The following is a 15505-nucleotide window of genomic DNA, read 5'->3' as shown; positions in this document are numbered from 1 at the left end:
GCAGAAGAACATCGCTCACGACAAAACTGCACATGCGAGCGAGATTACATCACCGGTCAAAGTGGTGATATTGCGACCAACTGAAATCGTAATCGGCCCCTTTAGGACGGCAGACATTGCCGAAATTCCCTGTCATGACGCTCACCAGAATTGCGTCTGACAGGGAATCCAGGTTCAGCGAATCAGGGAAATCAACCTTGAAAACACAGCCCCTCCTGACAGAAAGAGGAGACTTTGCGCGTTGCCAATTGAAAGTAAGCGGAGCACCAGAAAAGTATTAGACGAGCTGATCTAAGTCACAGAAGATGGATGCGACGACGCAAACTGGTTGACGGTTTCAATCGCTTTTCGCATCTGAGTTCGATCAATTTCGTGAACGTCGATCTTTTGGCCGATGGCACTCAACATCGTGACCGTCAGACGGCCTCCAAGATGCTGCCGGAACTCTTCCAGACCGTCAAAGAGATGTCGGGAATCATTCAGGGCAGGGTGAGACAGTTTCAAACCAAGGCGATGCAGGGTATTCAGGACCCGCTCTGCATCTTCAACGGGAAGTCCATGAACGAGCGACGAGTAGACCGTATCAATTGCGACTCCGATCCCAACTGCTTCCCCATGTCGCAATTCAAACTTCGTCATTGGTTCCAGCTTGTGGGCCGACCAGTGACCAAAGTCGAGTGGACGTGCTTCGAGAGCCTCGAACGGATCTCCCCCCTTCGTGATGTGGTCCAGATGCAACAGAGCAGACCGGCGAATCACATCATGGGCGATTGTCATTTCACGCAGGCGAATCCGTTCTGCACCGGCTTCGATTCTGCAGAACTCTTCCGGATCCTTCAGCAGAGAGACTTTTACCGCTTCAGAGAACCCGCAACGGAATTCCCGATCCGGTAACGTCGAAAGCAATTGGGCATCGTTAATCACCGCCCACGGGACAGCGAATGTTCCGATCCAGTTCTTCTTCTCAAACAGATTCACACTGTTTTTCACTCCGACCCCTGAGTCCGCCTGAGCCAGCGTTGTGGTGGGGAATCGAATGAGACGTATTCCTCGATGCGCAATCGCAGCAGCAAACCCGACCGCATCCAGAACAGCACCGCCTCCGATCACAACGATGTAGCTGCGGCGATCCAAATCAGCGGCATTGATGCATTTCAACATGCGTTCAATGAGGTGAATATCATTCTTGATCGCTTCGCCGCCGGGACAGATTTGAACGTTCCCCGCGAGATGAAACTGCTCGCGATGTCGGTGAGCAAAGGCGCGAATTCGGGCAGTTAAATCAGGCTGAGCCTCGCTCACATGTTCATCAACCCAGAACTGAACTCGCGGCAACACATCGCCAGACGCTTCGAGCAGGTCTGAAAAAACATTCTGATCTTTCCCAAACGCATCCTGCGTAAATCGCAAACGGTGCAGGAATGGAACAGAGAATGTGATGTCAGTTGTGTTGGAATCAAAGGAAGACATGCGGGTCGGCGGGCTGAAGGTCAGGCGGGCAAAATTGCATCTGAGCGAATTCGTGTTGCATGTGGCGAACCAGACACGCGGAATTCAGCCGTTCTTTGACTGCGGACGACGCTGCGCGGACATCAGTACAGAGCAACAAATTTGCCCTGACATTCGTCCGCCCACAATCCTTCCAGTTTGTGACAATACGACACCAATTGCAATGGAGTGCCTGGATGTGTCGAGCCAAACTGAAGCTCTCAAAGTCCGGTCAAAACGGTCAGGCTGATTTGACTGATGTCCTCACAGGATCTACGGTTACCGCAAGACAAACAAAAACGCCCTGCTTCCATCAGTTGAAAGCAGGGCGTTCCGTTTTTTAATTCACCACGCATCAGGCGCGGCAGCACCAACGTTTCCCTTTAAATCAGGAGAAACGATCGTCCTACTTGTAGTCCGAAACGGTCTTCCCCTTCTGGTTCCAGACGTCTCTGGTGAAGGATGAATACTGGCTTGGACGGAACTCGCCAACGAGATCAACGTTGGTCCCTGTTGCTGGAATTTCTTTCTCCAGCCCGGCCAGGAAGTACACGCCATTCACCAGCACTCGGCGAACACCTTCGTTCTCGAGATCGGCAGATGCTCCAATTGTTGATGTGAGCGCCTTACCGACAGCGCCTTCAGGCACTTGATACGACTTCACCCAGACGATCGGCATGAGTGGATCATTCTTTTTCAGATCAAGATCGTTATCGGTTGGACGCAGCCCGAAGTGAAGATCGGCTGCATCGAAATCACCGGCGCGATTGACAACCTGTCCAAGCACCAACGGGGTCGAGTCACCTGGCAATGGCAGACGAACACCATAGACGTCGGTTGAACCCCAGATGTCTCCGCTTTTGATGCCCTTGAGAACTGGATGCTCTCCGCGTTCCGGAGCGATAATCCCTTTCGTACCTTGATGCTTATGAGCCCCATGGTGCGTGTGCCAGCGTTCGCCAAGAACGAGACGGCCGAAGCCATCCTTCCATTCCGCCTTCTCCCCGTTGTACCCATTGGCGTAATGAGACCATGGAGAATCTGCTCCGTGATTAAAGGCATGTGTCGCAGTTCGAATTCCGAGAACCGGCTTACCTGACTTAAAGTACTGATCAAAGTGCTTCATCTGAGCGTCAGGGAGTTTGCGGAATCGAGTGAACAGGACCAGAACATCAGCTGAATCAAGAGCTTCAAGTCCTGGGATATTGTCGATAGCACTCGGATTCACAAAACCGGTCAGCGGATCGATGGCGAACAAGACGGTCGTATCAAAACCGTGACGCTCACTCAGGATCTTGGCCAGTTGCGGAAGTGCTTCTTCTGAACGGTATTCTTCGTCACCAGAAACCAGAACGACTTTCTTGCCTTTACCTGGTCCCGCCTTGCCTTCAAAGTGCAACCAAGGCTTCGCACCGGCTGTTGCTGGCAGTTCTGTGAGCTTGATGTTCTTCCAACGAATCTGCTTGCCGTTCTTGGTTTCATCCTTCCCGATTCCATGTACCTGCAGGGCGATAAAGCCTGAGCCGGTCATGTCGTCGGTGAGGTCAGAAATCTGAACGCCGTTGATCCAGGTTTGAATGTGAGAACCATTTGCTTCAATCTTGTAATGGTTCCATTCATTCACTTTGAATGCAGCCTGAGCTTTCGGATTGTTTGCTGGATTGATGAGCCAGCCACGACGGGATTCATCGTAGATCCCACCCGACCAGGCACGTTCAGATGGGTCGATTTCGGCTTGATAACCGTGGACCCGACCTGCTGGAACTTCGACCGATTTGGGATTTCCGTCTTTGTCTTTGAACTTGTAAGTGCGTGGCTCGCTATAGGAATTCGAGCGGAACTGAATCCCTGAGTTCAGCTGTGAATCAACTTTGACATCTGCTTCAAAGATAAAGTTCTGGTAGTGCTTTTTCGTGCAGAGAAATGAGTTCGGAGTGTCAGGCACTGAAGTCCCGACGATTTCGGAACCATCTATTGTGTAGACAGCAACGCCCCCTTTTTGCTCCCAGCCGTCGAGATTCATTCCATTGAAGAGATCGATGGCCTCGGCTCGAACAATCGGAGCGTTCACCATCAATCCCAACACAACCCCCGTCAGGGACAGTGTCCATCGGATTGACCGCCATGAACCTCTTGAGCGAAGCGCGTTCGTCGCGCTGCAAGCTTCACGCATCATCATTGAATTCCTTTGAAATGTGAGCACTGTTGTTCAAGCACCGCAAACCGATCGCAATATCCTTAGCACTCCTGTGACCCGTCGCAGCCGCTTCACCAGTCGGACTCTTGCTTGTGCGTCCCAGATGTGATGGCAATTCAGTCTATGCTTTTAATTGCTTCGCACCTGTTCCAGCAAAAATGTTCCCAACTTGTTTGAGGTCACAATATCAAGCTGGCCGTCACCATTCACGTCTGCAACCTCAAACTGTGTCCCGATTCCACTATTATCGTCGATCAAATGCTTCTTCCATCTTGGCACACCAGACTCTCTGGTCAGTTCAAACCAGCATAAAACGGCTGGTTGATCTTCCCCTGGATCATTTCCATTATGAGCCCAATGTCGACGCCCCGTCACGAAGTCCGGGAGTCCATCTCCGTTCACGTCGGCCAGAACTAACGCATGTGTTTGCGAAATAGAATCGTCTATAAGATGCGTCTTCCACTGAATTTCGCCATTCACAGCAGCAATCTGCTCGTGCCACCAGATTCCAAATCCATGAGCCGATGACGTCAACACATCGTTTCGACCGTCACCACTGAAGTCGTACACGATCATTTGAGCACAAGGTTGTCCAAATGCCGCAGGGTGGAATTTCCATGAGTTTGTCGACGACTTCATTGGTTGTTCCCACCACCCGTGAATGGTGAGAACGTCTAGTAGGCCATCTCCGTTGAGATCCCCAACTCCCAGACCATGAGAAAACCGATCCGCACCGGGCGTCTCTGCATTCGAGACCGGAACACTTTGCCAAGGTGAGCTGGAATCAGGTGAACTTCGTGAATAGGCGATGACCTTGTTCTCGATTCCGGAGAGCAGGGTGCGCTGACCTGTTCCAAGGAGATCAACAAACAATGGACTCTCGTTATTCACCACTTTGACCATCAGATGTTTTGCCCACGGAGCATCTTGAGCAACATCTTCAACACCGACTTTGCTTGATTTGGATGGAAGGCCTGGGTTCCTGTACCAGTTTGTTTCCGCACCGGGAAATCCAATGACGATCTGGTCAACACGGCCATCTCGATCGACGTCGGCTGCAAAATTCATGAAGGAATGGCTATAGCCCTTGCGAGGATACTCCGGCTGTTCCGCTTGAATCCCATGCGGCTTCCATCGCTTGTCCGCTTCAGCGTCGGTCTGTTCATACCAGATCGCACCCGCGGCGATATCCATGTCTCCATCGTTGTCAAAGTCGGCGACAGCACACCCTTCTGAACGGAACAAATGATCCAGAACCGATTTCTTCCAGCGAATCTTCTGGCCCGCGACAACAGGCGTCGATGAGGGCCAGCGATTCGCAGCCGCTTCTGGCTTTGCATGTTCTGGCAACGACGAAAGCAATTCGACCTTCAATCCTCGAATCTTCAGTTCCCCTTCTGAACCAGATGGAATTCGGAACGCAAAGACTCCATCCGGCATCCCGAGTGAACTGGAGTCATCGGCAATCGTTGTCCCGTTGAGTCGATACTGAGTTCGATTCCCAATTGAGGTCAGCTCCACCTGATTCCATGCGTCTGCAACCGGCAACACCTTCTCTGACTTTACTACATGCGTCAGCGATTGCTGGTCACGAGGATCAGCAGTGCGATTCGCCGAATAGATTGCAGGGCTCGTTGGATGCAGAAGCAACTCTGGTCCTTGCAGTCCTTCCTCCGAAGCCATGGAGTTGCAGTGACGAACTCCGAATCCATTCTTTAAACCGGAGATCTGGAAATCGAACTTCAGGCGAAAATCACGCAGTGCGAGATCACTGAACAGAACCACGTCGTGATCCTGCTGATTCAGTTTCGCAGTCAGCGTTCGGTCCGCGATGGACCAATATTCCTGGTCTGCAGTAACAGTCGTATGCCACCCTGTCAGATCATTCCCAGAAAAGAACTGCGACACGTTCGCCGGCACCGCACGCCGTGGGACTTGTCTGGGCGAAGAAAGATAGGCAACCAGCGAACGGATCTCAAAAGGCGAAAGTGGTGCAAGCAACCCATTCGGCATCATTGAATGATCGCTCTGACGCTGGACCTCGATTTCCTGCTTGAGCACCGTGACGAGATCATTCGCAGTTTGCAGAACGAGCGTGGTTGCGGTCTCACTTTTCAAGACGCCTGTCACCACACGTCCGTCCTCCATCGCCACGATCAGCGGGCGATACTCCTGAGCCATGACAGCGCTCGGGTCGACGATGTTGGAAAGGAGATATTCGAGATTCCCTCGATTCGCGCCGGTGATGTCCGGGCCCACATTTCCACCAACTCCAAAAAGGGTATGACACTGCTGGCATGTCTTGGCAAACAGAGTTCGTCCCAATTCAATATCAGGAGTCGTCTGGTGATCATTCTGAACGAGGTCTGTCAGACGCGAGATTTCGGCTCTGCTGTCAGCACTCGATTCACGAACGCGTCCCCAGACACGATCAAGGACTTCATTGAGTTCTTTCGAATTGAACTGACGCAGTTGGTGCACCTGATCAGCGGAAAGATCTGCCTTCGGAATGCGATTTGATTCGACTGCCTTCAAGAAATCTCTGGCATACGATTCACGTGAAGCGAGGGCACCTCTGGCTGTTGCCTGTTCGTTAGTGGACAACGACTTGTAGTTCTCAATTACTGATTGGGCGAGTCTGGCGGAGTCAATCCGTGACAGCGAGCGAATTGCGTCTGCACGCAATGTTCCCCCTGCAAGCAGTTGCTCGACCACCTCAGTGAGATGAGTATCTTGATCGTCGACCAGAAACGAGAACCCCACTCGTCGCTCGGCCAATGCACCAGCTTCATCTGTCACGATCTGCCGCAGCAGTTCACTGGCGTCGGCGCGGCCAAATCGTGCCCCCAGTCCGAGCGTGTAAAGATAAACGTCGAAGTTTCTGGACCCGACTCCTGACTTCGCCAGACTTTCATAGATTTCAGTCCAGCCTTCCGGAGCCTTGTCCAGACGAGTCCCGGCAAGCGCACCGCGAATTCCCATCAGGAACGTCAGTCTGGCGTCATCGGTTTTTGAATCTTTGAGCCCTTTGACCAAGAGCACCAGCGCCTCTTCCGGACGTCCCCCACCAATACGCCGAATCATAAACTCGCGTAATCTAGGGAACGTGTCTCCTGCCTGCATTCCCAATGCCAAAGCACGCTGAGGATCGACCTCCGCCAACGGCTCCATGGCATACCAGATCATCAACGGAAGATTGTGGTCATTCGCATCTTCTTGATGAGTCAAAAGCTGCTGAATGATCTGCCAGCGTGATTGAACAGGAATCCGCTGTGCCGCAGCAGCAATTGCCAGCCTCACAACTGGAGACGGGTCGTTTCGAGCCAGCTCAACGAACTGTTGTTCTCTTGATGCAGACAGATCAGCATCCGGAGGCACTTCGACCAGTCCGCGAATCGTCCAACTACGAACATACGGCGAAGTATTCAGTAACAGATTTGCAATCTCAGGATCACTCAGAGTCGAAAACTGCCCGCACGATTGCAACAGCCAAATTCTCCTTAACATGGCAGATTCGTCATCCACTCGAATCTGGTTCAGCAGCGGCAATGACTTAATATCCGTTGTCCCAGCGAACGTTCGTTCCTGAAGCAACCGTCTTGCGTGGCGTACTTCCCATTCATTCCGTGAATAAATCGCAAGCTGTAACAACTGCTCATCTGTGTGAGTCTGCAAATTGATTCGTACCGGCGTGGCATCGCCATAGCTGATGCGGTAGATACGACCGTTGCTGCGATCATGACGATCGACCTCATGGCGATGACACTGCTCCTGATCGTACCAGTCAATCACCCAGACCTGACCGTCAGGGCCAGTCGCGAATGACAACATCTGAGACCATTGGTCGCCGGTATGAAGAAAATCAGGATTTCTGTCACCTGCGTAACCTGAGCCTTCTGGAATCAGCACATCCACATTGATCCGATTCCCATGAATGTTGTGCATGAACAGCTTGCCATGATACTCCTCCGGCCATGCGCCGCCCTGATAGAGCAGAGCACCGGCATGGGCATGGCCGCCACCGACATCATCTGAAGAATTGCGATCGTTCTGGTTCCACTGATTTCCGACATAGTGTCGATGGCGCGCGATCGTTTTGAGATCGTCAAAAGTTGCATTCTGAAAATGCGCTCCCGCCTGTCGCTGATATCGTCCGCCTTGAATCACGTGATACAGATGGGGAATTACACAGGCCGTAATGAACGCATCGCCATACTGATTCCAGTCAATTCCCCAGGGGTTACTCGTGCCGTGAGCGAAGACTTCAAACGTCTTGCGGACAGGGTGGAATCGCCAGACTCCTGCGTTCAGAGGAACTCGTTTCTCAGCCGGTGTTCCCGGAGTTCCAACGTTCGAGTGAGTGAAGATCCCATGGCATCCATAGAGCCATCCATCTGGGCCCCAGGCGAATGAATTCAAGACTTCATGTGTGTCCTGATCTCCCCAGCCATCCAGAACGACTTGAGCCCCACGCGGGACATCTCCCGGCAACGCAATTGAACCTTTTGAATTAGCCTCCACTACTTCTGCCTGTTCCAGAAGGTCCGGCATATCATTTGCGTTCTGGTCTGGCACGAAGAGCAGGTAAGGGGCCGCTCCAATCCAGACTCCACCAAACCCGATCTCAAGACCGCTGACAAGGTTCAAACCTTCGAGAAAGACGGTCCGTTTATCCAGCTTCCCGTCCAGATCAGTATCTTCCAGAATCAGAATTCGATCGCGTCCCTGACCTTCAGGAGCCCGCTTCGGATAGGCATATGCTTCCGCAATCCAGACGCGGCCGCGATCATCAATCGCCATTGTAATCGGCTGCTGAACGTCAGGCTCATCCGCTGAACATTGAACCTTGAATCCCGGGGGAACACGCATCCGACTGGCAGCCACAGGGCCAGTTAGATTCTGATAAGGGTACAGTTCCTGAGTCTGCACTTGCTCAATCGATTTCGGCTCATTGTCGAAAACGGGGCGTTCACGATAGAGGCGAAAATCGTCGAAATTGACGTGCCCCCAACCTCCGCTTTCATGGTCGACAATCCGAACGAACATCTTCTTGCCGCGATACTTCCCAAGGTGAATCACCCGAGGAGTCATCTCTTCCTGATTCATCCCGGTTGCCGTAGCAATCACGGACTGATCGGCTTCAAGGACCAATTCGACCCGAGTTCCTTTGAGGTTTCCTCCCCCCAGCAGAAAGCTGCACCAGTCTCCGTCCACAAGAAATGGGGCAGAAGTGAGCGTCCCCTGTGGTTGATCAGCGTGTTTTTCGTAGCCACCGATCCAGAACTCGCCAGTGTGCTGACTTTTCTTGCCAGCGCCAAACAGACGCTTCTGATCAATTGGCCCCTGGATCGGCTGACCTTCGAACGCGGTCCCTGTCGCAGTCCAATCCTGCAGGGTGCCCGCTTCGAAGTTCAAATTCAACGCCCGTCCCGATTCATCCTTCGGTAGCCAGCCACTGGTGTCCTTGGCCGGTTGCTTTACCTTCTTACTGTCGTTCGCTTCCAGAATGCATGAGCAACTCGCCAAGAAAAGAAAGATGAACGCCGGGAGACGAAGACGATGCATATGGACGCTTTCGAAAAGACTCCGCGCAGAGTCAGGATGCTTTCGGTTCAGCCACCAGCGGTTCGAGGTAGTCGAGGTAACTTCTCGGGATCTCGATTGAGCTCAGCGTTCCATCCGCCCGGCAAATGCAGCACGCTGCTTTGACTCGGCCAAATGCCAGCCGGACGTCGCCTCGCCAGAACTCCATGTAATAGGTAAGTGACTTGAACCCGATGCGTTCCAGCGTCAACCGACCTTCGATCTGGTCATCGTATCTCGAAGGTGCCTGGAAGTGGCAACTGGCATTCACGCGCGGCCACCCGATGTAGTTCCCATCCGGCTGACGTTCCATGATGCTGAGACCATGAGCCCGAAAAAAGTCGTGTTCCAGTTCTTCCATCCACTTGTAGTAATTGGAAAAATGAACGATTCCAGCCATATCAGTCTGGGAAAATTCGACGCGACGGTGAGAGATAAATGGAGGCATCAGTGGCGATCAACAAAGGCAAAATTGAATAAAAACCGAGCGATTCGACTTGGCCTCGATTGAACGAAGTCACCTGTCACAGGACACATTCATCAATTCTCCGAAGCCTGTCGCCGCCGCTGTCACTTCACCTTACAATGTCTCGGCAGGAATGTCATCGAAAGACGTAGATACTTTGCCACCTGAAGGCAAACCGCGACGGGGCAAGGGCTTCGCAGCAACTCCTCCGCCACACGGCCCGAACAATGGGGATGAGGCTCGCAAATTGCGTTGAATGCGTCAGAATCTGCACTCGATCACCAGCATGAGACGGACCGGCAAACTCGGCTTTCCGTGATTGAATTACAGATTGACTTACATTGAATTGAAGGTTGCTTCCGATGGGAACTGGAGAAAGTTCGTCTGACCTGTTGAACTTGTTGCAAAGCATCGCCGCAGGCACACAGTCAGTCGAACATGCTTACGAAATCCTCTCTTCGGAACGCAGCGAATCCGTTGGACTCACCGCTTCTGGGGATGTTCGAATTGACTTCGACCGTGAAGAGCGTTGTGGGTTTCCTGAAGTCATCTACGGTCCGGGTAAATCGCTCGAATCCGTAGTCCAGGGCGTCGAGCGTCTGCTCTCCCGAAACCAGAATGTGCTGGTGACACGTTGCTCACCAGAGCAGATCACTGCACTCAAGGAAGCATATCCCCAGATTGTCATCAATGCCGTCGCACGCACTGCGAGAATTAATCATCCAGCACCGATGATCGGCAAAGTGATCGTGGTGTCGGCAGGGACATCCGACCGACCGGTTGCTGAAGAGGCACTCGAAACTCTCCGGTGGATGAACGTCAACACTGAGCTGCTACTGGACGTCGGCGTGGCAGGGCCACAGCGTTTTCTTCAAGAGAAACATCGACTGGATGCCGCGAATGCCGTTGTTGTCGTTGCCGGAATGGAAGGCGCACTTCCATCCATTGTCGGAGGTTGGGTGCGCTGCCCGGTGATCGGTGTCCCCACCAGCGTCGGTTACGGGGCCTCTCTGGGAGGATTTTCTGCGTTGCTGAGCATGTTGAACAGTTGCGCGTCCAACGTCGCAGTGGTCAACATCGACGCAGGTTTCAAAGCGGGATATGTCGCAGGAATGATCGCGAATTCCCCATCGCAGAAGTAAATTTCTGCCCGAGAACGAAACGCGGCCCGGTGGCTTTGCAACCACTGGACCGCGCTGAAGGAATACGATAATCGCCCCTCTCAATTCGAGAGATGACAGAGCCGGCTAGGCCTCTTTGCGACGAGACCGTGTCCAGAATGAGATCCCGCCGAGAACTCGACTGACGAATGAGTCGTCGATTCCGAGTCGGCTTTTCAATGTGCTGTAAGCCCAGACTAGACGTTTATCGAGCCAGAAAAGCGCAGATTTCAGCCCGTCGGTTGGTCGCGATTTGTAATTCGTCCAGACTCGCTTTGGCAGCTCTTTCTCTTCAGTGAAGTAATAGAGCGCAATTGACTTTCTGGTCATGGATTCGGGGCATCGAATCGGATCTGGCAGACCATGATATGAGTCTTCATCCGTGTTGAAGATCACAGCACGATTCAGCAGTGGTAGAACTCGCTTGGCACATCGGGACATATCCCGTTCCCATAACTCCAGCTCACCACCGTACTCCGGCTTCCAATCAGGGTTCAAGTACACCAGCAGGTTCACACGGCGGCGCCAGCTTGGCTTATGCGGGTGCACTGTAAAGTCAGCATGTACATTCAGAAAGCCGTTCCGCTTGCTCTGGTGCAGCCCGCCGCCCTCCATGGAATCATCAGGCAGCAGGTTCGGAATTCCCGTCAGATTACTGAGAAATTGACAGAACTCAGGACTGTTCAAATCATCGATGACATTCCGCAGGAACTCTGGCAACAGGTCCCGCTTGTTCAAGCCATGCTTCTTTTCGTTGAGATGGACGTAATGAATCCACCCTGCGTCATTGATCGATGGAAAGGCATCAGCAGCGAGGACAGACGTATCCGCCTCCAGAAAATCGTCTAACTGAATGTGCGGAAATGGCCCGTTCTTCTGGTAGACCTCGGAAAGATGATCCAGTTGGTCCGTCCAAAATCCCAGATCGACAGACGACGACGGAGCAACCATCTCTTCAGAGTGTTCAGCAACCTCTGACGATGTTTGCGAGAATCCATTCTTGAAGGAAGTGATCATTGCGGAGTCCTTTCCACAAATTTCTCAGTAATTTCCGTGCAGACACCTGCCGCCTTAATGGCGACGACCGTGAAGCTCAAATGCGTTTCCATACGCTTTGAGCCAGGCAATCTTGGGGAATCTGGCCCATTTCTTCAGGAAAAGCTGAAGAAGCCTAAGACAAGTTCAACAAGCAGAGCCAGATCGATCTTTGCAGGAAAGAACAGCAAATCATCAATTCTGAAAAATTTGCATTGAAAAGGAAGGGCGTGACTCCGCCTCAAAACACGAATTTCACACAGTTTGGGGAACTTGAAGATCGAACGACGGTTTCAGAAGAATGACGCCAGACGTTGAACGATGTCTGGGCATTCGGAGGACGATGCGCCGCCCTTCATCTGGTAAGTTGTGACGATGATTCCTGATTGACGGAGTCTGATTATCGATTCTTCCACCATCAATTTTAAAACCGCGATTCAAGCGGAGAAGCCTGACCTGCAGCGACGATAAGCCAGCTAGGGTTGTCGCCATTCAGATGTGTCCAGGGTGAGTCGGATGGACCGAAACGTCAATGTAATCGCTCTGGTCAAAGATGGGGAACGGTACGTCTTTCTTTACGACGACCGCAGCGTTGCCCAACTCTTGCAAACTCTCGGACGCTACGCTGCGGACCCTGAGTTGAACTTCACCTGGTACGATGCCGCGGTTCTGAGCCAGAAGGTTCGCCGGTTGCAGTCATCACCTTCAACAGACACTCCGGATTCTCACCCGTTTCGCCGTTCTGCATGAATCACGGATTCGATGCACCGATGATCGCGACACGATGAGTGACCATTCCTGAGCAGTGATGAAGTACTCACTCTGAAGCCTCTTACGATTCGTTGTACGAGAGTGACCATCTCTCGCATCGAACGTGCTGCATGCCGTCGATCATCACACTGTTTGTGATCAGGTCGGTTATATCACCGCAAGATTTCATGTCTAGCGATTTTCCGTTCAGCAATTGGATTCGGCCTTTTCTGGCAACGAAAATCCAGACATGATTCACTGATTGGCGAGATGACGCCATTGAATCCGGAAGAAGCGATCTGGCATCGCAGAAGGCGGTTTTGCAATGCAAAGTTCCGTTCAACAGTTTCTGAGGCACTTGAAGCTCGAACGCAACGCCTCTGACCTGACAGTCAAATCCTATGGAGACGACTTCGGCAGCTTCTTCGACTATCTCGAAGATCGCGTCGGGGGAGTTGGAACGCCGGATCAGATCACAATTCCGATCCTTCGCGGGTACCTGTCATATCTTCATGAATGCCAGTACGCCAGAACAACGATTGCGAGACGTCTTGCAGCGATCCGCAGCTTCTTTCGATACACCACTCGCGAAGGCCTGACCTCCTCCAATCCAGCTCAGGCTTTAAGAACGCCACGAACCGGTCGTAAGCTGCCACACTTTCTTTCAACGGAGCAGATTGCGACGTTGCTGGAAGCTCCTCCGGCCAATGATCCCATGGGCCTGCGAGACCGAGCAATTTTGGAGACATTGTATTCAGCAGGGCTTCGTGTTGCCGAATTGACTGGGCTGAACATCTCTGACTGGGACCGAGGGGCCAATATTCTTCGTGTCTTTGGGAAGGGAGCCAAAGAACGAATCGCTCCAATCGGGTCATACGCTTCGCGCGCCCTCGATTCATGGCTCAGTGTGCGAGCAGTCGATCTACAGGCGCCTGCCTCCGAACATGACGCTCTCTTTCTGAACCGATTCGGCCGTCGGCTGACAACTCGCAGCATCGGACGAATGCTCGACAAGTATCTGAAAGAAACAGGACTCTCGTCACTGACGAGCCCGCACACATTGCGTCATAGCTTTGCGACGCACTTACTGGATGGAGGCGCAGATCTGCGTAGCGTTCAGGAACTGCTGGGCCACAAGAGCTTGACGACGACTCAGATCTACACGCATGTCAGCACACGCCGCATGCGTGAAACTTACGAGTCATCTCACCCCCACGCGAAACGCACTGCCGAATAGCCGCTTTACCAAGAGACTTTCAAAGCAGGCGACGTAAGCTTCAACGACGGTCTATCAAAAAATTGAAGCGGACACCCAGAAGCCTTCAGGGTGCCCGCTTCTTCTTTGCATGACTTTTGAAATACCAAACGGAAATAGAGTCGCGATCAATTTCCGTTCAGCAAGTCTCCATCAAGCAAAGATCTCCGTTGCCACGTTTCCAGCGACATCAGTCAACCGGAATTCGCGTCCTGCATATGGATAGGTGAGTTGTTCGTGATCCAACCCCATCAGCGCGAGGAGAGTCGCATGTAGGTCGGTCGTGTGCATGCGGCCATCAACAGCATTCACACCGAACTCGTCGGTCGCCCCATATGAGAATCCTTTCTTCACCCCCGCTCCCGCCAGCCACATTGTGTAGCCGGTAATGTTGTGGTCCCGGCCATCCTGGCCTTGAGCCGTCGGCAATCGCCCGAACTCGCTGCCGAAAATGACCAGTGTTTCGTCAAGCAATCCACGTTGTTCCAAGTCGTCGAGCAGCGCGGCCGTTGGCTGGTCTGTCATGGCGGATTGATTGATCAAGCCTTTGTGAAGATTGTTGTGGTGGTCCCAGCCTTGCTGGCAAATTTCCACAAACCGAACCCCAGCTTCACTCAATCGTCGAGCCATCACACACTGACGTGCGAAGCTTCCGCCTGGTCCATCTTTGACCCCGTACGCCTTCAGCACGTGCTCTGGCTCCTGTGAAATGTCGAGAAGTTCCGGAACCTTCCCCTGCATGCGATAGGCAAGTTCATAGGACTCGATCACACCGTCGAGCTGGCTCGGAGCCTCAGGGCGTTTCGCCAGATCACGATTCATTGACTGAATCAGATCAATCTGTCGTCGTTGCAGCGAATCGTGTGTGCCGGCCTTCAAGTTCGGCATAAACCCTGTGTCGCTGACTCGTGTTCCCTGATAGTGAGCGGGCAGAAACGCTGAGCCATAGTTGACAGCCCCTCCGAAATTCGGCGGTGGATTGATGGTGATGTAACCAGGCAGATCCTGATTCTCCGTCCCGAGGCCATAGGTCAACCATGATCCCATAGACGGGCGAGTCAATGTCACCAGAGTTGCCCCTGTGTGCAGTTGAATCACAGCCTGAGGGTGAGCCGGAGTATCCGTATGAAGACCACGCAGGAAGCAGAGCTTGTCAACGTGCCGTGCAGAGTGAGGAAACAGCTCGGAAACCCAGGTTCCCGTTTCTCCGTGTTGAGAGAACTTGAACTTGGACGCGGTCAAGCGGCCTCCACCGGGACCAGTCTTCCCATCATTTGCCTGCAACTCTGGTTTGTATTCCCAGGTATCCATCTGAGAAATACAGCCCTGTTGAAACAGGAAGATGACTCGTTTGACCTTGGGAGTGAAGTGCGGCTTCTTCAGGGAAAGAGGACCAGCTGGCGTTTCTGCTGCCTGAGCCTTTTTCGTCGCGGCGAGCAGACCGGCCAGAGCAAGGTAGCCAAACCCTGCACCTGCAGATTTCAGAGCATCTCGTCGCGTTACGACCGAGAATGCTGGATTGATGAATGACATTTCAATGCCTTTCCATGACCATTTTGTGTGACACGATG

The 15505-nt window shown here is 52.7% G+C and carries 9 protein-coding genes; 3 read left to right on the top strand and 6 right to left on the bottom strand.

Annotated elements, in window-relative coordinates:
• Window positions 1–291 precede the first annotated feature (291 nt).
• From SH527x_RS03270 to SH527x_RS03255, 4 genes are all read right to left on the bottom strand, one after another.
• Window positions 292–1470 carry a 3-dehydroquinate synthase gene (locus tag SH527x_RS03270; RefSeq protein WP_437193228.1) on the bottom strand — a complete coding sequence of 393 codons (1179 nt, stop codon included), beginning with the start codon at window positions 1468–1470 and terminating at the stop codon, window positions 292–294.
• Window positions 1471–1894: 424 nt separating this feature from the next.
• Window positions 1895–3562, bottom strand: coding sequence for a family 16 glycoside hydrolase (locus SH527x_RS03265; RefSeq protein WP_437193227.1), 1668 nt, complete (start codon window positions 3560–3562; stop codon window positions 1895–1897).
• A gap of 252 nt (window positions 3563–3814) precedes the next feature.
• Window positions 3815–9250 carry a PVC-type heme-binding CxxCH protein gene (locus tag SH527x_RS03260; RefSeq protein ID WP_437193226.1) on the bottom strand — a complete coding sequence of 1812 codons (5436 nt, stop codon included), beginning with the start codon at window positions 9248–9250 and terminating at the stop codon, window positions 3815–3817.
• A gap of 31 nt (window positions 9251–9281) precedes the next feature.
• Window positions 9282–9716, bottom strand: a complete 435-nt coding sequence (locus SH527x_RS03255) for an acyl-CoA thioesterase (protein ID WP_437193225.1) — start codon at window positions 9714–9716, stop codon at window positions 9282–9284.
• Between the two features lie 380 nt (window positions 9717–10096).
• On the opposite strand from SH527x_RS03255, the gene larB reads away from it, so the two are divergent.
• The gene (larB, locus tag SH527x_RS03250; RefSeq protein WP_437193224.1) at window positions 10097–10876 is read left to right on the top strand and encodes a nickel pincer cofactor biosynthesis protein LarB; all 780 of its coding nucleotides are present in this window, start codon (window positions 10097–10099) and stop codon (window positions 10874–10876) included.
• A 105-nt stretch (window positions 10877–10981) separates the two neighbouring features.
• Here the strand turns inward: larB and SH527x_RS03245 are convergent, their stop codons facing one another.
• Window positions 10982–11911, bottom strand: coding sequence for a 2OG-Fe(II) oxygenase (locus SH527x_RS03245; protein WP_437193223.1), 930 nt, complete (start codon window positions 11909–11911; stop codon window positions 10982–10984).
• 534 nt (window positions 11912–12445) lie between these two features.
• Here SH527x_RS03245 and SH527x_RS03240 point away from each other — a divergent pair.
• The gene (locus SH527x_RS03240; RefSeq protein ID WP_437193222.1) at window positions 12446–12679 is read left to right on the top strand and encodes a hypothetical protein; all 234 of its coding nucleotides are present in this window, start codon (window positions 12446–12448) and stop codon (window positions 12677–12679) included.
• Between the two features lie 325 nt (window positions 12680–13004).
• A complete protein-coding gene (gene xerC / locus SH527x_RS03235; protein WP_437193221.1) occupies window positions 13005–13916 on the top strand; it encodes a tyrosine recombinase XerC in 912 nt (303 codons plus the stop codon).
• Window positions 13917–14087: 171 nt separating this feature from the next.
• On the opposite strand, the gene SH527x_RS03230 is transcribed toward xerC, so the two are convergent.
• On the bottom strand, window positions 14088–15467 hold the full coding sequence (locus tag SH527x_RS03230) for a DUF1501 domain-containing protein (RefSeq protein ID WP_437193220.1): 1380 nt from the start codon (window positions 15465–15467) through the stop codon (window positions 14088–14090).
• Window positions 15468–15505: the final 38 nt, after the last annotated feature.

The organism is Planctomicrobium limosum (assembly GCF_051465645.1).
GTDB lineage: Bacteria > Planctomycetota > Planctomycetia > Planctomycetales > Planctomycetaceae > Planctomicrobium.
The sequence above is the reverse complement of the archived record's forward strand: the minus strand, read 5'-3'. Positions and strand labels throughout refer to the sequence as shown.

Excerpts from the sequence above, each read along its gene's own strand:
- SH527x_RS03270 (WP_437193228.1), bottom strand. The coding sequence starts at position 1,470 with ATGTCTTCCTTTGATTCCAACACAACTGACATCACATTCTCTGTTCCA.
- SH527x_RS03265 (WP_437193227.1), bottom strand. The coding sequence starts at position 3,562 with ATGGTGAACGCTCCGATTGTTCGAGCCGAGGCCATCGATCTCTTCAAT.
- SH527x_RS03260 (WP_437193226.1), bottom strand. The coding sequence starts at position 9,250 with ATGCATCGTCTTCGTCTCCCGGCGTTCATCTTTCTTTTCTTGGCGAGT.
- SH527x_RS03255 (WP_437193225.1), bottom strand. The coding sequence starts at position 9,716 with ATGCCTCCATTTATCTCTCACCGTCGCGTCGAATTTTCCCAGACTGAT.
- larB (WP_437193224.1), top strand. The coding sequence starts at position 10,097 with ATGGGAACTGGAGAAAGTTCGTCTGACCTGTTGAACTTGTTGCAAAGC.
- SH527x_RS03245 (WP_437193223.1), bottom strand. The coding sequence starts at position 11,911 with ATGATCACTTCCTTCAAGAATGGATTCTCGCAAACATCGTCAGAGGTT.
- SH527x_RS03240 (WP_437193222.1), top strand. The coding sequence starts at position 12,446 with ATGGACCGAAACGTCAATGTAATCGCTCTGGTCAAAGATGGGGAACGG.
- xerC (WP_437193221.1), top strand. The coding sequence starts at position 13,005 with ATGCAAAGTTCCGTTCAACAGTTTCTGAGGCACTTGAAGCTCGAACGC.
- SH527x_RS03230 (WP_437193220.1), bottom strand. The coding sequence starts at position 15,467 with ATGTCATTCATCAATCCAGCATTCTCGGTCGTAACGCGACGAGATGCT.